General features: G+C 61.1%; 13 protein-coding genes and 2 pseudogenes. 8 read left to right on the top strand and 7 right to left on the bottom strand.

Annotation, left to right across the window (positions count from 1 at the left end; genetic code table 11):
- Positions 1 to 46 precede the first annotated feature (46 nt).
- The 7 genes and pseudogenes from JQR86_RS02795 to JQR86_RS02765 all read right to left on the bottom strand — a co-directional run.
- The gene (locus JQR86_RS02795; RefSeq protein ID WP_434154289.1) at positions 47 to 2,692 is read right to left on the bottom strand and encodes an ATP-binding protein; all 2,646 of its coding nucleotides are present in this window, start codon (positions 2,690 to 2,692) and stop codon (positions 47 to 49) included.
- A complete protein-coding gene (kdpC, locus tag JQR86_RS02790) occupies positions 2,689 to 3,234 on the bottom strand; it encodes a potassium-transporting ATPase subunit KdpC (RefSeq protein ID WP_404627025.1) in 546 nt (181 codons plus the stop codon). Before kdpC ends, JQR86_RS02795 begins: the two co-directional genes overlap by 4 nt.
- 28 nt (positions 3,235 to 3,262) lie before the next feature.
- Entirely contained in the window at positions 3,263 to 5,308 is a 2,046-nt protein-coding gene (gene kdpB, locus JQR86_RS02785; protein WP_434154288.1) for a potassium-transporting ATPase subunit KdpB, read from the bottom strand.
- Position 5,309: 1 nt separating this feature from the next.
- Complete coding sequence (kdpA, locus tag JQR86_RS02780; protein WP_434154287.1) at positions 5,310 to 7,010, bottom strand: potassium-transporting ATPase subunit KdpA; 1,701 nt, start codon at positions 7,008 to 7,010, stop codon at positions 5,310 to 5,312.
- Positions 7,011 to 7,020: 10 nt separating this feature from the next.
- Positions 7,021 to 7,110: a K(+)-transporting ATPase subunit F gene (gene kdpF, locus JQR86_RS02775; RefSeq protein ID WP_010795812.1), complete on the bottom strand. Its 90-nt coding sequence runs from the start codon at positions 7,108 to 7,110 to the stop codon at positions 7,021 to 7,023.
- 150 nt (positions 7,111 to 7,260) lie between these two features.
- A pseudogene (locus tag JQR86_RS02770) lies at positions 7,261 to 7,800 on the bottom strand (methyl-accepting chemotaxis protein); the annotation flags it as partial.
- A gap of 369 nt (positions 7,801 to 8,169) precedes the next feature.
- A pseudogene (locus JQR86_RS02765) lies at positions 8,170 to 8,826 on the bottom strand (cache domain-containing protein); the annotation flags it as partial.
- A 314-nt stretch (positions 8,827 to 9,140) separates the two neighbouring features.
- Between JQR86_RS02765 and JQR86_RS02760 the strand changes: the two are divergent.
- The 8 genes from JQR86_RS02760 (at position 9,141) to JQR86_RS02725 (ending at position 20,123) form a co-directional block, all read left to right on the top strand.
- Entirely contained in the window at positions 9,141 to 10,034 is an 894-nt protein-coding gene (locus tag JQR86_RS02760) for a chemotaxis protein (RefSeq protein WP_010795814.1), read from the top strand.
- An 82-nt stretch (positions 10,035 to 10,116) separates the two neighbouring features.
- Positions 10,117 to 10,395, top strand: coding sequence for a DUF3820 family protein (locus JQR86_RS02755; RefSeq protein ID WP_010795815.1), 279 nt, complete (start codon positions 10,117 to 10,119; stop codon positions 10,393 to 10,395).
- 177 nt (positions 10,396 to 10,572) lie between these two features.
- Entirely contained in the window at positions 10,573 to 12,696 is a 2,124-nt protein-coding gene (locus tag JQR86_RS02750; RefSeq protein WP_434154285.1) for a TonB-dependent siderophore receptor, read from the top strand.
- 93 nt (positions 12,697 to 12,789) lie between these two features.
- A complete protein-coding gene (locus JQR86_RS02745; RefSeq protein ID WP_434154284.1) occupies positions 12,790 to 13,518 on the top strand; it encodes a DUF4198 domain-containing protein in 729 nt (242 codons plus the stop codon).
- A 124-nt stretch (positions 13,519 to 13,642) separates the two neighbouring features.
- A complete protein-coding gene (locus tag JQR86_RS02740) occupies positions 13,643 to 15,403 on the top strand; it encodes a sensor histidine kinase (protein ID WP_404627278.1) in 1,761 nt (586 codons plus the stop codon).
- Positions 15,400 to 16,734 carry a sigma-54-dependent transcriptional regulator gene (locus JQR86_RS02735; RefSeq protein ID WP_312270480.1) on the top strand — a complete coding sequence of 445 codons (1,335 nt, stop codon included), beginning with the start codon at positions 15,400 to 15,402 and terminating at the stop codon, positions 16,732 to 16,734. Before JQR86_RS02740 ends, JQR86_RS02735 begins: the two co-directional genes overlap by 4 nt.
- A gap of 193 nt (positions 16,735 to 16,927) precedes the next feature.
- The gene (locus tag JQR86_RS02730) at positions 16,928 to 18,238 is read left to right on the top strand and encodes an MFS transporter (RefSeq protein ID WP_010795820.1); all 1,311 of its coding nucleotides are present in this window, start codon (positions 16,928 to 16,930) and stop codon (positions 18,236 to 18,238) included.
- Between the two features lie 142 nt (positions 18,239 to 18,380).
- On the top strand, positions 18,381 to 20,123 hold the full coding sequence (locus tag JQR86_RS02725) for a ClcB-like voltage-gated chloride channel protein (protein ID WP_312270481.1): 1,743 nt from the start codon (positions 18,381 to 18,383) through the stop codon (positions 20,121 to 20,123).
- The last annotated feature ends 28 nt before the right edge of the window (positions 20,124 to 20,151 follow it).

Below are 20,151 nucleotides of genomic sequence, written 5' to 3'. Positions count from 1 at the left end.
AAAGCGAACACTTGCCGCATGCTACGTTATTGAAAGGCGAAACGCCTCAGCCCTCGTTGTCACCGAGCGGTTGTGGATGCAGCGGCAGATGCAGGGTCAAGGTCGCCCCCCTTCCGTCCAGGCCGGTATCAACAGTCACGCGACCGCCGTGCGCGCCCACCATGCCTTGGCAGATTGCCAATCCCAGCCCTGTACCCTGTCCGCCTCTATCACCCCGTGCGGCGGTGTAGAACATATCGAAAATCCGGGCACGTTCCGCCTCTGGAATACCGGGGCCCTGGTCGCTCACAGCCAGACGGATCTCTTTATCGTCATGCTCGACCGCAACGCGCAGGCGCCCGTGCTCCGGGGAAAACCGCGCCGCGTTTTCCAATACGTTGATCAGGGCCTGTTCGATCAGGGCAGGATGCACATAGAGCAGCGGCATATCGGGGGGAACTGACGTTTCGACATGCAGCGGTGCCAGTACAGGCTTCAGTCGGCTCAGGGCGCTGGCCACGACGTCGCCTGGGGAGACCCAGTCGCGGGCCAGCTGCAGCCCGCCATGACCCAACCGGGTCATGTCGAGCAGGTTCTGGATATACCGATCCAGACGTTCGGCTTCGAGACGTGTCGTGTCCAGAAGCGATTGGCGATCCTCGGCGCTGATGCTGTCGCCCAGCGTGGCCAATGTGTCGATAGAGCCGCGCATGGCAGTAAGCGGGGTGCGCAAGTCATGCGATACGGAGGCCAGCAAGGCGCTGCGTAGCTGCTCGGTTTCCCCATGCAGGCGTGCAGCCTCCAGGTCCTCGGCCAGACGCGCCCGCGCCAGCGCCTGGGCCAGCGGCTGACCCAGCGCAGCAAACAGCCGACGCTGCTCGGCGCTCAGGCTCTTGCCGTCTTTCAAGGCAATCCCCAGCAGCGCCAGGGGGCCCTCTTCGGATGCCAAGGGCCACCACCACCAGCGCCCATGGGGCAAGGTATCCGTTCCATGACCCGCTGGCTGCTCGTGCTTCCACGCCCAGTCAGCCGCGGCACGTTCACTTTCATTCAGGACGCTGGCGGTCCCAGCCTCGACATGCCACTGCTCATGGCTATCCCGGCTCATCAGACAGACCTCGATGTCGGTGGAACTCAGCTGCTGCGCCGCAGCCTTCAGTACCGCCTGCCGGTCAGTGGCGGCCGTCAGCTTGCGGGAGAGCTCCAGCAGGGCGCCGGTTTCGGTCTGGGCCTGTCTGAGGCTGTTCAGCTGCCCTCGCTGGCGGGCCGCCAGATTGCCGGTGAGCGTTGCCATGAACAGAAAGAACATGAGTGTCAGCACATCCTGTTCACGTTGAATGGTGAACGAGAACAACGGCGGGATGAACAGAAAGTTATAGGTCAGAAAACTCAGGACCGCGCACAGGATGGCCGGACCACGGCTACTACGAATGGCGACCAGCAAAACGGCGGTCAGGAACACCAGCGAAATATTGGGAAGCTCCAGCAGGCTGGAGGCGGCCTTGGCCAGAAGGGCAGCGCCCACGGTAGCGCCGATCGCCAGCAGGTAATCCCGGCCATTGCGTTGGGACACCTTTGGCAGGGAGGTGCCTACTTCCTCGCGGGCGTCCAGCACACTGATCTCAAGCCCCGCCTCGAACTGTAGCAAGCGCGAGGCCAGCCCCGTACCAAACAGACGGCGAACCCAGGTGGGCCGGCTGCGCCCGACCAGCAACAGGCTGGCCCGTGTCTCCACGGCGTAATTCACCAGGGATTTCGCCACCTCCCCGGCCCGCAGAATGACCACTTCACCCCCGAGCCGCTCGGCCAGACGCTGGGCGGCTTGCAGGCGGGCGCGCTCGGCCTCGTCCTGTGTCCGCCCGGTCTCGACATGTACCAGGCTCCACGGCAGGTGCCGGCGCTCCGCCACTCGACTCGCATGGCGCACCAGCCGCTCCGCCTGACCGTCACCGTTGACCGCTACCAGCAGACGCCCCAGAAGCGCCGGAGCATCCTCCCCCAGGGCGCGATAACGCCGGGCCAGATCCGAGTCGACCCGCGCCGCTGCCGTCTGCATGGCCATCTCGCGCAGGGCAGTAAGGTTGGTCTGGCTGAAAAAGGCATCGATGGCCGCCCGCGCCTGTTCGGGTACGTAGACCTTGCCTTCGCGCAGCCGCTCCAATAGCTCGCGCGGCGGCAGGTCGATCAGAACGATCTCATAGGCATCCTGCAACAGCCGGTCCGGCACGGTCTCGCGCACCTGTACGCCGGTCACATCACGAACCTGATCGTTCAGGCTTTCCAAATGCTGGACGTTGACGGTGGTGTAGACATCGATCCCGGCGGCCAGGAGTTCTTCGATGTCTTGCCAGCGCTTGGCGTGGCGGCTCCCCGGCGCATTGGTATGTGCCAGCTCATCAACCAGCACGAGCCGGGGTGGATTGGCGAGTACACCGTCCAGATCCAGCTCCGCCAGATGCATGCCCCGGTAGTCGTATCGCCGTAGCGGTTGTTGCGTAAGACCAGCGACCAGAGCTTCGGTCTCGGCGCGTCGGTGGGTTTCCACAACGCCGATCCGCACGTCCACGCCCTGTCGCTGCAAAGCCTGGGCGGCCTGGAGCATGGCGTAGGTCTTGCCGACACCGGGCGCCGCGCCCAGGAATACCTTTAGTCGGCCACGTCCTTCGGCGTGGTCGGCAAGCAGTGCATCGGCGCGCTCGGCGGCATCGGTCATCGCGTACGCTCATCTAGGGCCAGATTAAGTTGCAGCACATTAACCACTGGCGGCCCGATCAGCGAGCGTTCCGTATGCTCGACGACCAGTTTTTCCAGCTCATCGGCCGGTATGCCACGCGCCTGGGCTATCCGGGCGATCTGATAACGGGCGGCAGCCGGTGGCAAATCCGGGTCAAGCCCGCTGCCCGACGTCATGACCAACGCCAGCGGCGCCGGTCCACTGCCCTGCTCATTCCCCAGCGACTCGGCGATTCGCTGTACCAGTGCCGGGTTGGATGCCGCGAGATTGCTCGCACTGCTGGACACCGTGGCAAAATCACCCGCCGAGGGACGCGGGTGGAACCATTGGTTTCCGGTAAAGGGCTGAGCGATCAATGCCGAGCCGATGACCTGACCCGCCGAGTTGCGAATCAGACTTCCATTGGCCTGGCTGGCAAAGGCGGCCTGTCCGACACCAGCGACCACCAGAGGGTAGGCCACGCCAGTGATCAGACTCAGGACCAGCATCATGGACAGGGCGGGACGAACGTGCGCAAACATAACGATTCTCCTAAGGAAGACTGGCCGCTCAGGCCAGCCCTACGGCAGTCAACACCATATCGATCAGCTTGATTCCCACGAACGGCACCAGCAGCCCGCCGAGGCCATAAATCAGCAGGTTACGGCGCAGCAACTGGCTGGCATTGGCGGCCTGAATACGCACGCCGCGTAGTGCCAGGGGTATCAGCACCACGATGATCAGGGCATTGAACACAATGGCGGACAGGATCGCGCTTTGCGGACTGTGCAGGCCCATCACGTTAAGTGCACCCAACTGCGGATAAATACTGGCGAACAATGCCGGCAAGATGGCGAAGTATTTGGCCACGTCATTGGCGATGGAAAAGGTGGTTAGCGCACCACGTGTAACCAATAACTCCTTGCCCACCTGCACGACGTCCAAAAGCTTGGTAGGGTCGGAGTCCAGATCCACCAGGTTGGCCGCTTCGCGAGCCGCCTGGGTGCCGTCGTTCATGGCCATGCCTACATCAGCCTGGGCCAGCGCCGGAGCATCGTTGGCTCCATCACCGCACATGGCAACCAGCTTGCCGTCCGCCTGTTCCTCACGGATGCGGGCCAGCTTTTTCTCAGGCGTGGCTTCGGCGATCACATCATCAACACCCGCCTCGGCCGCAATCGCCGCGGCGGTCAGCGGGTTGTCACCGGTTACCATCACGGTGCGGATACCCAGCTTGCGCAGCTCGGCGAAACGCTCTCGGATACCGGGCTTGACCACATCCTTCAGGTGAATGGCTCCGAGCAGCTGCCCATCGGCGCAGACCAGCAGCGGTGTTCCTCCATCCTTGGCAATGCGGTCGATCTCGCGAGCCAGCACATCGGGCAGGTGGCCGCGTGTCATGCCCAGAAAACGCAGCACGGCGTCCACTGCCCCCTTGCGGTAGACGTGGCCGTCCCAATCAATACCGGACAGGCGTGTCTCGGCGCTAAAAGTGATCGGCGTGACCGCATCACGGGCAGGCTCGTTCATGGGATGTAGGGCGCGCAGGTATTCGACGATGGATTTGCCCTCAGGGGTATCGTCCACCAGTGACGCCAGCAGGGCGCCTTCAGCCAGCTGTTTGGCCGTAACGCGGCTTGCCGCATACATGGCGCTGCACCGGCGGTTGCCAAAGGTGATGGTGCCGGTCTTGTCCAGCAGCAGCGTATGCACGTCCCCGGCAGCCTCCACAGCACGGCCGGATTTGGCAATCACGTTCAGTCGCACCAGACGATCCATCCCGGCAATGCCAATGGCCGAAAGCAGGCCGCCAATAGTGGTCGGAATCAACGTCACCAGCAGCGCCGCCAAGTACAGCATGGGCAGGTCGCCACCGGCATAGCGAGCAAAGGGCTGAAGCGTAGCGACCACCAAGAGAAAGATGAGCGTCAGGCCGATCAGCAGGATATCCAGCGCGACCTCGTTAGGCGTCTTCTGCCGCTTGGCCCCTTCCACCAGGGCGATCATGCGATCCAGCGTAGATTCGCCCGGATTGGTCGTGATGCGCACCAACAGCCAGTCCGAGACGATCTGCGTATTGCCGGTTACGGCCGAGCGATCCCCGCCGGACTCACGGATGACCGGGGCGGATTCGCCTGTAATGGCCGCCTCGTTGACAGCAGCGATCCCCTGGACGACCTCACCATCTCCCGGAATCAGCTCACCTGCCTCGACGCGGACCACATCTCCTTTGCGCAACCCCACGGCCGGCACCATCTCAAACAGACCGTCCGCGGTCTGGCGACGGGCCATGAGGTCCTGCCCTACGCCTTTCAGGCTATCGGCACGCGCCTTGCCGCGTCCTTCGGCCAGGGCTTCGGCAAAGTTGGCAAAGAGCACCGTGAACCACAGCCACAAAGTGATTTGTACGGCCACGGCGGTACTCACTCCGGCTTGCGGCAAAAAGCACAGCACAGTAGTGAAGACAGCAGTCAGCTCCACGACGAACATGATCGGCGAGCGCACCAGCTGCCGTGGGTCCAGCTTCACGAAGGCCTGGACCAGCGCGGCCTGCCAGAGCGGTTTGCCGGGCACAGGCGCAGCGGCAGCAGTGGTCGGTTGGGTATGCATGTTCATATCAATGTCCACCGAAAAGCATCAGTTGATCGGCAATCGGCCCAAGGGCCAGGGTCGGCAGGAAGGTCAGGCCACCTACCAAGAGGATGGTCAGGGTTAGCAGCGTGACGAACAGCGGGCCGTGAGTAGGAAAGCTGTTTGGCCCCTGCGGTACGGTACGCTTGGCGGCGAGGCTCCCGGCAATGGCCAGTACCGGCAGGATGTAGCCATAACGGCCAAGCAGCATGGCCAGCCCCTGCATCAGATTGTGAAAGGGCGTGTTGGCACCGAACCCGCCAAAGGCCGAGCCGTTATTGGCGGTGGCGGAGGTATAGGCATAAAGCAATTGGCTGAAGCCGTGGGGGCCGGGGTTGCTGATGGCCGATACCGGTCCCGGCAGGCTGATGGCCAGAGCCCCCAGCACCAGCACGCCCAGCGGCATGACCAGAAGTGTTGCCACCAGCAGGCGAACTTCCCGTGCTTCAAGCTTCTTGCCTAGGTATTCCGGGGTGCGCCCCACCATAAGCCCGGCCAGGAACACCGCGATCAGCACGTTGAGCAACATGCCGTAGAGCCCGGCGCCTACCCCGCCAAAGATAACCTCGCCCAGCATCATGTTGAACAACGCCACCAGCCCGGACAGCGGCGAAAGGCTGTCATGCATTGCATTGACCGACCCGTTGGAGGCCGCCGTGGTGGCAACCGACCAGAGCACCGAGGCCGTGATGCCGAAGCGGCTTTCCTTGCCTTCCAGCGAGGCGTTCTGCTCAACAGCCAGCGAGGCCAGGGCCGGATTGCTCTGCCATTCAGACCACAGCGATACGCCTATGCCGATCAGCAAAAGGCCCAGCATGCAGGCCAGAATCGCCCGGCTCTGCCGCAGATCCTTCACATAATGGCCAAAGGTAAACACCAGTGCGGCCGGGATCAGCAGCAGCGAGACCATTTCCAGGAGATTGCTCAGCGCCGTCGGGTTTTCGAAAGGGTGCGCGGAGTTCACGCCGAAAAAGCCACCGCCATTAGTGCCCAACTGCTTGATGGCGATCTGACTGGCGGCTGGCCCCAGCGGCAAGGCCTGCGTACCGCCCTGGACCGTCTGGGCGTCGATATAGGCCGAGAAGGTTTGCGGCACGCCCTGCCAGATCAGCAGCACGGCCAGCACCAGGCTAAGCGGTAGCAGAATATAGAGCGTCGCGCGGGTCAGATCGACCCAGAAATTGCCCAGCGCCAGCGCGCTGCGGCGGGTAATGCCGCGGCTCAAGGCTACCAGCACGGCAATCCCGGTCGCAGCACTCACGAAGTTTTGTACGCCCAACCCTACCATCTGACTGAAATACGACAGCGACGCCTCACCGCTGTAGGCCTGCCAGTTAGTGTTGGTGACAAAGCTGATCGCCGTGTTCAGTGCCAGGGTCCATTCAAGCCCCGGCAGATGCTGCGGATTGAGCGGCAGATACGCTTGCAGTAGAAGCATCAGGAACAAGGCCAGCAGGCCGACCAGATTGAACATGAGCAGTGCCAGGGCGTATTGCTGCCAGCTCTGCTCCTGCCGGGCGTCAATACCGCCAAGGCGATAGCCTACCCGCTCCAGCGGCGCCAGGACCGGGGTAAGCCAAGTGCGCTCGCCTTCGAGGGCACGGTAGAAAAAACGCCCCAGAAGAGGCGCTGGCGCTAGGAACAACGCCAAAAACAGCACAATCAACAGGCCATCGGCAGTGCTCATGGTCGCGGCCTCACGAACGGTCGGCGCGCATTAGCGCCACCAGCAGGTACACGAACAGGCCCACGGCCAATAGCAGGCACAGGCTATCCAGAACGCTCATGATTCTCTCCTTTACGCGGCACGACCGCTGATGGAGAGCATTGTCGGGAGGAGTCCTGTAAAGGATCGAGACGTAAGCCCCCAGGGAGGCGTAAAGAAAGCGTTAAGAAATGCAGGGCGACCCGTCAGGACCGGCCCTGCAAGGGAAGCATTACACCTTGAACTGGCCGAGCAGATGACCCAACTGATCGGCAATGCCACGCAGCTGCTGACTGGCCTGACTCGTCTGCACGCTCGCCGTGGCGTTGGTCTGGGCAAGGCCGGCCACCTGCACGACGCTCTGATTGATCTCCTCCACCACATGGGACTGCTGCAGGGTAGCGCTCGCAATCGAGGCGTTTACCGCTGCAAGGTTACGCAGGGTCTGGTTGATCTGCTCAAGGCTGTCGCTGGCCTGACCGGCCTGCTCGATGGTGTGCTGCGAAGCCTGCCGGCTCTCCTGAATGACCCGAACCGCCGCGCCCGAATTGGCCTGCAGCCGCTCGATCATGGCATGAATCTCCTGGGTGGACTTCTGCGTGCGCTGCGCCAGAAGCCTGACCTCATCGGCTACTACCGCAAACCCGCGCCCCTGCTCACCGGCACGTGCTGCCTCGATAGCAGCGTTAAGAGCCAGGAGGTTGGTCTGGTCGGCAATGGAGCGGATCACGTCGAGTACGGTGCCGATCTGGGTACTCTCCTGCGCCAGTGATTCGATGACCTCGGCGGCCTGAAGAATAGTGTCTGACAACCCTTCGGTCTGGTGGAGGCTGGTCTGGATACTGACCAGCCCCTGATCGGCCCGACGTTCAGCACTCTGCACCTCGCCCGAGGCCTGTTCGGCGTGGCGGGCCACATCCTGGATGGCATGCGTCACTTCATTGATAGCCGTGGCGAGCATATCCATCTGCTGGGTCTGGGTGTCGCTGTGCCGCTGACTTTGGGCCGCAATGGCACCCAGCTCGCCCGAATGACGATCCAGCGAATGAGCGGCCGTCAGTAGCTGACGAATGAGTTCACCCAAATGCTCCGAAAACCGGTTGAAATGACGGCCCAGCTCAGACAACTCGTCACGGCCCGACGTGTCGAGCCTGTGGGTCAGGTCGGCCTCGCCACTGGCGATACTGGCCATCGCCTTGACGGTCGACGTCAGCGGTCGGGTGATGCTGCGCTGAATGAGAAAGATCAAGACGCCCATGAGCACTACGATGACGGCCCCGACGCCTGCCGTCTGCCAGACCTGTGCGCGAAACTCGGCCTGCAGATCATCCAGGTAGACGCCTGTCCCCAGCACCCAGCCCCAGGGCTCGAACTGCTTGACGTAGGAAACCTTGGGCACCGGCTCACTGGCACCGGGCTTGGGCCAACGGTAGGCCACAACCCCACCGCCGTTTTTTGCCACGACTACCATCTCATTGAACAGCGCTTTGCCGTCAGGATCTTTATAGGTAGAAAGGTCCTGCCCGTCGAGCTTGGGATTCATCGGATGCATGACCATGCGCGGTTGCAGATCGTTGACCCACAAGTAGTCGTTGCGACCGTAGCGAAGCGCTTTGAGCACGGCCAAGGCACCTTGCTGCGCCGCCTCACGGCTGAGCGTGCCGCCCGCTTCCAACGCCTGAAAATGTGTGAACACACCCAGGGCGGTCTCGACCACATGCTGCGTCTTTTCGGCCTTGCCCTGATAGAGGTGCTCATAGGAGGCCCTGAGCGTCAGCGCGCCGAAGGCCAGCAGCATCAGGGCCGCGACGGTCAGGATCAACCACAGACGCGCGCGAACGGGGTATTTGCGTAAGACATCCATGCAACAGGCTCCTGTTTATTCTTGTTGAAGCTCACATGACATGACGGTGCCCGGACTCTTTTCGGGCTGTCTTTAGATTCATCGACTCCCTTTTGGGGATCTGAAGCCCGACCCGATGACTGGCTACGCTCGCCCGGCCAGTGGCTCTTCGGGCGGATGCGACAGAATGAAGCAAACTTTCGCCTAAACCTTCGCGTCTATTGGCCGATAGTTCTGGCAGCCAAGTTGAATTCCTGAACAGGTCGCACATGCCCAAGCACAATCCGTCCGATGACTCCCTCTCGCTGCTGCTGTTCTCATTGCGCAGCGGAAAGCTCATGGCCATCAACCTGCTCAAGGTCAGCGAAATCATTCCGTGCCCGCCCCTGACGCGCATGCCTGAGTCGCATCCGCACGTTAAAGGCGTCACGACCCTGCGAGGCGCCTCGCTATCGGTGATTGACCTGAGCCGTGCCATTGGCGAACAGCCCCTGGCCGACCCTTCTGGTGGCTGCCTGATCGTGACCGAGATCAGCCGTACCAAGCAGGCGCTACACGTCCAGAACGTTGCCAAGATCATTCACTGCCGGTCGAGCGACATCATCCCGCCCCCCTTCGGCTCGGGTAGTCGCGCGTTTGTCACCGGCGTGACCCAAGTGGAAGGCACGCTGGTTCAGGTGTTGGATATCGAAAAGGTTATCCACGGTATTGCACCGCCTGCCATACCGCAGACGCCTTCGGCCCTGAACGAAGAAGACATCGAAGCCCTGGAGGCAACGCGTATCTTGATCGTGGATGACAGCCAAGTCGCGCGCAACCTGTCGCTTCATGCCTTGCAGACATTGAATATCCGCTGCCATGTTGCCCGCAGCGGCAAGGAAGCCATTGAAAAGCTTCTAGAGCTACAAGGCACAGATGATGAGATCAATGTGGTTGTCTCCGACATTGAAATGCCGGAAATGGATGGCTACGCCTTTACCCAGAGCCTGCGTGAGAGTCCGGACTTCAGCAGTCTCTACGTACTGCTGCATACGTCGCTGGACAGCTCCATGAACAGCGACAGGGCCAAGAAGGCAGGTGCCAACGACGTACTCACCAAGTTCTCTCCACCGGAGCTGACCCGCTGCGTGATTCGAGCGGCCCATGCCGTTCAAGGGCGCTGACCTCACCTGTCAGCCTCGATACGGTAGAATGTCCGGGTCCGGTGAAGATCCGGGCATTCCAACCGTTACCCTGTGAGGCTTTATGGACCCGAAGGATCTGCAACTGCTGGTGACCCGTGAAATGCCCTATGGCAAATACAAGGGTCGCGTCATTGCCGATCTACCCGGCCATTACCTCAACTGGTTCGCCCGCGAAGGATTTCCCAAGGGCGAAATCGGCCGCCTGATCCAGCTGATGCAGGAGATCGACCACAACGGTCTGTCACCGCTGCTCGAACCGCTGCGCAAAGCGCACCCGCCCAAGTCTGGAACCCGCTTTCCAGACAAACCTGTAAGGCCCAAGCGGTTCTCCTTCGACTAGCAGCCTTTCTTCTGCCTAAACACCTGAGGCGTTAGGACAGCGCGTTCCGTGCTCGTTGCATTCCAGACGACGCAATCAAGTTGCTATCAACTCGTTATTGATAACGATTATCATAATATATAGCATCCGCATCCTATCTCCGCGTCTGGCGGTTCTTACCAAGGAAAAGAAGAAGAAATGCGGCGTCTTATCGTCCCCGTGCTCTCTCTGCACGCCTTCACCTGCTATGCCCAGGAAACCCCATCCGACTCCGAGCCAGCCTCGTTATCGCAGATGGAAATCACAGCCAACGTGACCGAAAGCGCTCAAGGCCCCGTTGAGGGTTATCGGGCAACCCGTTCGGCCAGTGCCACCCGTACCGATACGGCCATCCACGAGACGCCGCAGTCCATTAGCGTAGTGCCGCGTCAGGTCGTAGAAGATATCGGTGCTACCCGGCTTGAAGATGCCCTGGACTACGCGGGAGGCGTAGAACGAGGCAACAACTTTGGCGGACAGGGTCTGACTGAGTTCCTGGTGCGGGGCTTTAGTACCCAGGAGTTCTACCGCAACGGCTTTGCCGTCAACCGTGGCTATCCCAATATGCCGGATGCCAGCACGATTGAGCGCCTGGAGGTACTTCGTGGCCCTGCATCCATGCTCTATGGCCGAGGCGACCCGGGCGGCACGTTCAATATTGTCAGCAAGCAGCCCCAGGCCGATCGGAAAACCGTTCTGGGCAGCCAGTTCAACACCCAGGGGCTGCGCCGCGGTACGCTGGACACCACCGGCGCACTGGATGAAAACGCCGAATTTACCTATCGCCTGAACCTGGTGGCTGAAGGCAGCGACAGCTTTCGTGACCATGTGGAAAGCGAACGGTACAACGTAGCACCCGTACTGCGCTGGCAGCTGAGCGACCGTACCGCCGTGATTCTTGAGGGCGACTACCTGCACAACCGCAACCCTATGGATCGGGGCGTTACCCGTTATGCCACCCAGGCCGGTCAGCTTCCACGCGATCGTTTCCTGGGCGAGGAGGACGCTGGCAAACTTCGTAATGAAAACGCCACCACCCAGCTGCGTCTGGAACACCAGCTCAATGACGACTGGGCCATTCGTGGCGGCGTGCAGTATCTCGACGGTAGCCTGGACGGCGGCGCCGTAGAGAACAATGGACTGGCAGCCGATGGCCGCACCATTGGCCGGAACTATAGCGAGCGCACCCTGGAATGGGACGATATAGCCTTCCAGACCAACATTGAAGGCCACTTCAAGACGGCGGGTTTTGCTCACACCCTGCTGGCTGGTGTCGAGTACGACGATTTCAATTACACATCCTTTATCCGCCGCTCCAGCGGCAGCGTCAGTGCCTTCCCGCTCGACCTCTATGCGCCGGTGTATGGCCAGCCGCTGCCTGCCCTGACCCGTACGACCACCCATGATGACGAGAACCTGAAGTCTTACGCGCTGTACCTGCAGGATCAGGTCGAACTTACCGACCGGCTCAAGGCCCAGGTTGGTGCGCGGCTGGAGCGCTTCGAGCAGCAGTACACGAACTACCTGTCCGCATCAGGCAGCTGGGAGCAAGCACATAACGCCGTCTCGCCTCGCTTCGGCCTGGTGTATGACCTGACCGACTCGCTGGCCGTGTATGCCAACACGGCTCGCTCGTTCAAGCCCAACCGGGGCGCCGATCGCAGCAGCCAGGCCTTCGACCCGGAAAAAGGCATCGCCTACGAGACCGGCATCAAGTACGACGTGCCGGAGCATGACCTGAGTATTACGGCAGCCCTGTTCCATATCACCAAGGAAAACGTCCTCACATCGGACCCGCTCGACAGCAATTACCAGATTGCGGCAGGCGAAGTGCGCAGCCGTGGCTTCGATCTCAGCCTGGCTGGCAATATCACGCCGCAATGGCGCGTTATTGGCGGTTATGCCTATGTCGATGCCGAAGTGACCAAGAGCACGACGTCCACCATGCCCACCGGCAGCCGTCTGGCAAACGTTCCCAAGCACAGCGTGAATCTGCTCAATACCTATGAATTCGATTCGGGTCTGTTGAGCGGGCTGGGCGTGGGCGTTGGCCTTAAATACGTAGGCGACCGCAAGGGCAGCACCTCGTCTACGGCGTTCGACATGTCGTCCTATACCGTTGTCGACCTGCTGGCCTATTACCCGCTGACCGACCGTATTCGCCTGAACCTCAACCTCGACAACGTCTTTAACGAGGAATACGACGAGCGTGCCTGGGGTTCGATCTGGGCCTACCCCGGTGCGCCACGCACCCTGCAGGCCGGAGTTTCCATCACCTTGTAAGCCAAACGCGGCGTGTGTCGGATTCATCGCCTGCACACGCTTCGCTTTTATCGAAACGCTGTATCCCGTCACGCTCGCTACAGGAACCTCGACATGAATACCAAGCACACCCTGGTGGCCGCCACCCTTGCGCTGTCCGTTTTCAGCGGCTCGCTGTTTGCCCATGCGCTCTGGCCGGAAGAGCGCCGCGGCCAGATCGAAGTGGTCTTTGGCGAAGGCGCCGAAGAGGACGCCTATGACCCGGCCCGGATTTCCGGTGCCTGGGCGTACGACACCTCCGGCAAGCCCGTACCGATCACGGTTGAAAAGCAGAGCGATCATGCGCGTCTGAAACCGGCCGCTATACCAGCGGTGCTGGCGGTTGCTCTGGACAATGGCTATTGGGCACAAGGCCAGGACAAGAAGTGGGTGAACAAGGGAGCAACTGAGGTATCGGGCGCCCTTGCCTCAGGACGCTATTACAAGTACAGTCTCGCGGTTATGGAAAAAGGCGCCAAGCTGCCCTCTCTGGACGCACTTAAATTCGCCATTATTCCTCAGCGCGATCCATTGGCCGTAGAGCCCGGTGAGACGCTGGAGGTGCAAGTCCTGCTCGACGGCAAGCCCGCCTCCGGTATCAAGCTGTACGACGATGTGATCAACGACCCTGATCACGTCAGCGTCACGACCGATGCCCAGGGTCGGGCACAGATTACGGTGCGCCATCATGGTCGTAACGTGATCGGCGCCAACACGGAGGTCAAGCAGGACGACCCCAACGGCCGCGTGCGCGGGATGTTTTCCACCCTGGTCTTTGTCAGCCCGAGCGACCACCACCATTGATGCCGACGTAGACTTCTGAAACAGCCCAGTCACCGAAAAGCCGTTCAAGTGCATTTCGGTGACTGGGCTGTCAGTACCGGCCGAACGCAGTATGATCCGTGCTCCGCTGATCGCGAAGTCTGCCATGCGCCTGTCCCGTTCCTCGCGTCTGTTCGTTGCCTCGCTCGTCATCGTGGCCGGTGCCGTGCTGGTGGCCTATGCCGCCACACGTCAGGCTGAGCGCTATGCCCTGCGCGAAGCCGGTGCCCTGAGCGAAGAGCAGCTGCACCTTTATGCCCGCAACCTGCAAACCCTGATCGACCGCTACCGCTCCTTACCCGCCGTTCTGGCACTTGATCCCGAGATGAGCCAGAGTCTGGCCGGGCTCCTGAGTACCGAAGCCCAGCATCGGCTCAACCTTAAGCTCGAACAGCTCAACCGGGCCGCTGGCTCATCCACGTTAGAACTGCTCGACCGCACGGGCCTTGCCGTGGCTGCCAGCAACTGGCGCCTGCCCACCAGTTATGTAGGGCATAACTACGGGTTTCGTCCCTATTTTCTACAGACGCGCACCCGGGGAGCGGGTCGTTTCTATGCAGTAGGCGTCACCACAGGCATACCCGGCTACTTTCTCTCCCAGGCGGTGACGGCCGATGACGGCACCTTTCTTGGGGCCATTGTGGTCAAGCTGGAGTTTCCAGAGCTTGAACACTCCTGGAGCCAGCAGCCGGATATCATCCTGGTAAGCGATGCGCGTGGAATCGTGTTTATCGCCAACCAGCCGGGGTGGCGCTACCGCATCCTTGAGTCGCTAAGGCCCGATGACCATGCCGAACTTGAGGAGACCCGGCAGTACAACCGTCAGCCCTTGTTGCCGCTCACTTATCAGCCCATGAACACCCTGGCACAGAATCAGCGCCTTACCCGGGTCCACGGCCCCCTGGGCGTGCAGGATTTTCTCTGGACTTCACTGCCCCTCACCGAAGAAGGCTGGACGCTGCACCTGCTGCGTGATCGCTCTCGTCTTCCTGCCACGGCCCAAACCACGGGCCTTGCGGCCGCCGGTGCATGGTTTGCCCTGGTCTTCGCCCTGCTCTTTCTTCAGCAGCGACGGCGTCTGGCCCGTGAGCGCCAGCGCAGCCGTGATGAGCTGGAGCGTCTGGTCGAAGCCCGTACCGCCGACCTGCGAACCGCCCAGGACGGTTTGATCCAGGCCGCCAAACTGGCCGCGCTCGGGCAGATGTCCGCCGCCCTCGCCCATGAGCTGAACCAGCCGCTCACAGCCCAGCGCATGCAGCTGGCCAGCGTTCGCCTCCTGCTCGACCAGCAGCGTCACGATGAGGCCCGCCAGAGCCTTATCCGTATCGATGAACTCCTGGGCCGCATGGCTGCGTTGACCGGTCATCTGAAAACCTATGCCCGCAAGACGCCTGCCGGTCTTCGCGAACCGCTGGATCTGGCCTGCGTAGTAGACAAGTCCTTCGAGCTGCTGGCACCACGGGTCCAGAACGAGCGGGTCGACGTCAGCCTGCGCATGAGCCGACCCGCCAAGGTGCGTGGTGATGCCATCCGTCTTGAGCAGGTGCTCGTCAACCTTCTGCGCAATGCACTGGATGCCATGGCGGATAAATCGATTCGCCAGCTGGATATTGCTCTGACACCCGAGCGAGGCCGTTGGCTGCTGTCCGTCACGGATTCCGGCGGCGGGATCGCGGAAGAACATCTGAGCCAGGTTTTCGATCCGTTCTTCACCACCAAGCCGGTCGGTGAAGGATTGGGCCTTGGCCTGGCCGTGTCGTACGCTATCGTCCACGAACTGGGCGGCGAGCTGACGGTTGACAATACGGCCCAGGGCGCGCGTTTTATGTTGACCCTGCCCATGGTGATCGAAGAGGACCCGACATGACGGACCGCGTAATCGTCATCGATGATGAATCCACTATCCGGGAAGCCATCCAGCAATGGCTGCAACTCTCGGGGTTCGAGGTCGCGTTGTATGCCAGCGCCGAGGCCTGCCTGGCGCAGCTGACGCCCGACTTCGCCGGTGTGATCATCAGCGATGTCCGCATGCCCGGCCTGGACGGGCTCTCCCTGCTCGAGCAGCTTCAGACCCTGGACAAGGACCTGCCGGTCATCCTGCTGACCGGCCACGGCGATGTGACCATGGCCGTCGAAGCGATGCGCCAGGGTGCCTATGATTTCCTGGAAAAGCCTTTCAGCCCCGAGGCCCTGCTCGGCAGCCTCAAGCGCGCCCAGGAAAAACGCCGTCTAGTGCTGGAGAACCGGCGTCTGCACGATCACTCGGACCAGAAAGCCCAGCTGGCTGCACGTCTGATTGGCTATTCACGCCCCATGGAAACGCTGCGCAGACAGGTGCTTGAACTGGCCAATACGCCCGTCAATATCCTTCTGCGAGGTGAAACGGGTAGCGGCAAGGAGCTGGTCGCCCGTTGCCTGCATGACTTCAGCACCCGTAGCGCCAAGCCCTTTGTGGCGCTCAACTGTGCCGCCATCCCCGATACGCTGTTCGAGGCGGAGCTGTTCGGGCATGAGAGTGGCGCCTTTACCGGGGCAACCGGCAAGCGGATCGGCAAACTGGAACATGCTAACGGCGGCAGCCTGTTTCTCGACGAGATCGAAAGTATGCCTCTTGCCCAGCAGGCCAAGCTGCTGCGGGTCTTGCAGGAGCAGCAGCTGGAGCGGCTCGGCTCCAATCAGAGCATTCCTGTGGACCTGCGCATCATTGCCGCCACCAAGCCTGATCTGCTGGAAGAGGCCCGTGCCGGCCGGTTCAGAGAGGACCTTGCCTATCGTCTCAACGTAGCGGAGCTTTACCTGCCACCGCTGCGCGAGCGCCGTGAGGACATCCCCCTTCTGTTCGAGCATTTTCTCCAGCAGGCTGCCAAACGCCTGGGCCGCGAACCCGGCACGCCCAGTGGTAACCAATTGGCGCGCCTTCTGGCCCATGACTGGCCGGGCAATGTCCGGGAGCTGGCCAACGCGGCCGAGCGGCATGTGCTGGGCCTGGATAGTGGCGCTCCGCAATCAACGGCGGACCTTTCCCTCTATGAGCAAATGGAAGCCTTCGAGGCGCAATGCCTGCGTAATGCGCTGGCCCGGCATAAAGGCGATATAAAGGCGGTACTGGAAGAGCTCAAGCTTCCACGTCGTACCCTCAATGAAAAAATGCAGCGCCATGGGCTGATGCGGGAAGTCTTTCTGGAAGCCGACGGCTGACCCAGACGCAACCAGCGGCGACCATAGGCGGAAATCCGCTTATGGTTTAAGGGCCTTCGGCAAGATTCCGCTTACATCCTCCTCTACAACCCGCTGGATACGGCCAGCACCCTGATGGCACGCCTCGTGCAGTCAGGATGACAAGCCGTGCGTTCACGCAGCGGCATACAACAATGATAAGAGAGGATTCCGAATGGAAAGCACCGCCACCCTGGCCGCGGGCGTAACGCCCAAGACCACGTCACAGCGCATCAAATCCATCTTTAGTGGCTCCGTCGGCAACCTGGTCGAATGGTACGACTGGTACGTCTATGCCGCCTTCTCGCTTTATTTCGCCAAGGCCTTCTTTCCGCAAGGCGACCTCACCGCTCAGCTGCTGAATACGGCCGCCATCTTTGCCGTAGGTTTTCTGATGCGTCCCATCGGCGGCTGGCTGATGGGCGTTTATGCCGATAAAAAAGGGCGTAAAGCTGCGTTGATGCTGTCGGTCGTCATGATGTGCGGCGGCTCGCTGATCATCGCACTCACGCCCAGCTATGCCACCATCGGGGTAGCCGCTCCCGTCCTGCTGGTGCTGGCCCGCCTCTTACAGGGGCTTTCCGTGGGGGGCGAATACGGCACCTCCGCCACGTACCTCAGTGAGATGGCGACCAAGGAACGCCGTGGCTTTTTCTCCAGCTTCCAGTACGTCACGCTGATCTCCGGCCAGCTCATCGCCCTAGCAGTATTGATCATCCTGCAGCTGACGTTGACCAACGAGCAGCTGGAAAGCTGGGGCTGGCGCATTCCGTTCCTGATCGGTGCAGCCTGCGCTGTCACCGCGCTATACCTGCGCCGTGGGATGGAAGAAACCGCCTCCTTCAAGAAAAAGGATGAAAGCGTCGTCCAGGAAAGCCTGATGCGTACGCTGATGCGCCACCCCAAGGAGCTGCTGACCGTGGTAGGCCTGACCATGGGCGGCACCCTGGCGTTCTACACCTACACCACCTACATGCAGAAGTATCTGGTAAACACCGTAGGCATGAGCAAGTCCGACTCGACCATGATTTCGGCGGCCACGCTGTTTCTCTTCATGCTGCTGCAACCCGTAGTAGGCGCGCTGTCCGATAAGATCGGCCGTCGCCCCATCCTGATCGCCTTCGGGGTACTGGGCACGATATTCACCGTTCCGATCCTGTCTGCGCTGCACACGATTCAGTCCATGTGGGGCGCGTTCTTCCTGATCATGGCGGCACTGGTCATCGTCAGCGGCTACACCTCAATCAATGCGGTGGTGAAAGCCGAGCTGTTCCCCACTGAAATCCGTGCCCTGGGTGTGGGTCTGCCCTATGCACTGACCGTTTCGATCTTTGGCGGCACCGCGGAGTACGTAGCCCTGTGGTTCAAGAGCATCGGCATGGAGACCGGCTATTACTGGTACGTTACCGGCTGTATCGCCTGCTCACTTCTGGTCTACCTGTTCATGAAAGACACACGAGACCACTCCCGCATTACCCACGAATAATCCTTCCTCCAAAGGCCCCGCAAGGGGCCTTTTTTGTCGCAGCCAGCATCAATCAGGACGCTTTTGCCATCACAGGGGGATAGCCCTTGAGCGAGGCATGGTCCATGATCCGAACAGCATTTCTTGTGGCTTCGGATTGTTTATGAGGGTCATCACCCGGCTGGTATCGTCCTTTCGTCAAACCTGGCAGCACCTGAGCGAACGACTCGGCGATGCTGAAAACCTGAGTACCCTGCTCTGGGCCATCCCAATCGGGATCGTCGGGGCGCTGGTCACGCTGGGCTTTCGCCATGCGATTGACCTCATCCATCTCGCGGCCTTCGGCAAAACGGCCGACGTGGTCGAGCTGGCGCAGTCCAGCGAATGGTACATGCGCCTGATCGTGCCTACTCTGGGCGGGATCGTGGCGGGCTTCCTGCTCCTGCTCAGTCGACGCTATACCAAGGCCACGGCGCATTCGGACTACATGGAAGCCATCACCTTGGGCGATGGCCGTATCCCGGTTCGGCAGACGCTGGCACGCAGTTCATCTTCACTGTGCTCGATTGCCACCGGCTCCTCTATCGGACAAGAAGGCCCCATGGTGCAGCTAGCCGCCCTCTGTGCTTCTTTGGTGGGTCGCTTTCGCACGATCTCACCGGAGCAGATGCGGACCCTAGTGGCCTGCGGGGCCGCAGCCGGGATCACCTCTGTATACAACGCCCCGATTGCCGGCGCCTTCTTTGTGGCAGAGATCGTATTGGGCTCCATCGTGGCGGAGCGCATGCCTCCGCTGATCATGGCGTCCGTAGTAGCCAACCTCACCATGCGCTCGCTGCCGGGGTATCATTCAATCTACAGCGTACCGCTGTTCGAACCCCTGAGCCTGTCGCAAGACCTGATGTTCATCCTGCTGGGTATTCTGCTCGGCGCGCTGGCCCCGCTCTTTCTCTGGCTGCTGGAACACTCGCGCAAGCGAATCGACCAGATTCACCTGCCGCTGCCCGTCAAGCTGGGGTGCGGCGGCCTCGTGGTCGGCCTGATTTCAGTCTTCTATCCACAGACCTGGGGTAACGGCTATAGCGTCATCAATGACTTCATCAACCACCCATGGCCCTGGACAGCCGTGGCGGCTCTGCTGGTCTTCAAGGTCCTGGCGACAACCGCCTCAGCCGGTACGGGAACGGTAGGCGGCATCTTCACGCCGACCCTGTTTGTCGGCGCCGCCATCGGTGTGCTGTTTGCCAGCCTGGTCGAGCATCTCGCCCCTACCCTGCATGCGCCAACCTTTACCTATGTAGTGGTCGGCATGGGCGCGTTTCTCGCTGCCACCAGCCGGGCGCCGCTCATGGCAATCCTCATGGTGTTCGAGATGACGTTGAGCTATGACATCGTGCTGCCGTTGCTGCTGTGCGTGGTGGCTGGCTACTACATCAGTGGCGCATTCTCGCCCCGCTCCATGTACGCCGTGACCGCCAAAAACAACGAACTCTGGAAAGCCCGTAACCAGACGCGCAACCTCAAGGTTAAAGCCATTCTTAACGAGGGCGCGCAAACCGTACCAGCATCAGCCACGCTGGAAGAAGTGCTGCAAACGTTCCGCGAGCAGATCGTCAAGTTTGTGTACGTAATCGACGAAAATGGCCTGCTGGTCAAGATCGTCGCGCTGCGAGACCTCAACAGAGCCCAGGCGGCTGGAACACTGGATGCCAACCTGCTCGCCAGGGACCTGCCGGGTCATACGCTTCCTCTGCTGCACCCTTACGATAACCTCACGGTTGCCCTGGAAGCCTTCCTGAACCATCCCGGCGAACGCCTGCCGGTGGTGGAAAGCCAGTCCTGCCCCAGGCTTTTGGGCTATATATCGAAAAGTCAGGTCCTGGCGCACCTGAAGCTGTATTTATAAGGCGGGTCTTGCAGGGCATTGTCACCGT

Origin of the sequence: Pseudomonas sp. JZ134 (assembly GCF_051027695.1) — a bacterium.
Classification (GTDB): domain Bacteria; phylum Pseudomonadota; class Gammaproteobacteria; order Pseudomonadales; family Pseudomonadaceae; genus Chryseomonas; species Chryseomonas luteola.
The sequence above is the reverse complement of the archived record's forward strand: the minus strand, read 5'-3'. Positions and strand labels throughout refer to the sequence as shown.

Excerpts from the sequence above, each read along its gene's own strand:
- JQR86_RS02730 (WP_010795820.1), top strand. The coding sequence starts at position 16,928 with ATGGAAAGCACCGCCACCCTGGCCGCGGGCGTAACGCCCAAGACCACG.
- JQR86_RS02735 (WP_312270480.1), top strand. The coding sequence starts at position 15,400 with ATGACGGACCGCGTAATCGTCATCGATGATGAATCCACTATCCGGGAA.
- kdpA (WP_434154287.1), bottom strand. The coding sequence starts at position 7,010 with ATGAGCACTGCCGATGGCCTGTTGATTGTGCTGTTTTTGGCGTTGTTC.
- kdpB (WP_434154288.1), bottom strand. The coding sequence starts at position 5,308 with ATGAACATGCATACCCAACCGACCACTGCTGCCGCTGCGCCTGTGCCC.
- JQR86_RS02740 (WP_404627278.1), top strand. The coding sequence starts at position 13,643 with ATGCGCCTGTCCCGTTCCTCGCGTCTGTTCGTTGCCTCGCTCGTCATC.
- JQR86_RS02795 (WP_434154289.1), bottom strand. The coding sequence starts at position 2,692 with ATGACCGATGCCGCCGAGCGCGCCGATGCACTGCTTGCCGACCACGCC.
- JQR86_RS02750 (WP_434154285.1), top strand. The coding sequence starts at position 10,573 with ATGCGGCGTCTTATCGTCCCCGTGCTCTCTCTGCACGCCTTCACCTGC.
- JQR86_RS02745 (WP_434154284.1), top strand. The coding sequence starts at position 12,790 with ATGAATACCAAGCACACCCTGGTGGCCGCCACCCTTGCGCTGTCCGTT.
- JQR86_RS02725 (WP_312270481.1), top strand. The coding sequence starts at position 18,381 with ATGAGGGTCATCACCCGGCTGGTATCGTCCTTTCGTCAAACCTGGCAG.
- JQR86_RS02760 (WP_010795814.1), top strand. The coding sequence starts at position 9,141 with ATGCCCAAGCACAATCCGTCCGATGACTCCCTCTCGCTGCTGCTGTTC.
- kdpC (WP_404627025.1), bottom strand. The coding sequence starts at position 3,234 with ATGTTTGCGCACGTTCGTCCCGCCCTGTCCATGATGCTGGTCCTGAGT.
- JQR86_RS02755 (WP_010795815.1), top strand. The coding sequence starts at position 10,117 with ATGGACCCGAAGGATCTGCAACTGCTGGTGACCCGTGAAATGCCCTAT.
- kdpF (WP_010795812.1), bottom strand. The coding sequence starts at position 7,110 with ATGAGCGTTCTGGATAGCCTGTGCCTGCTATTGGCCGTGGGCCTGTTC.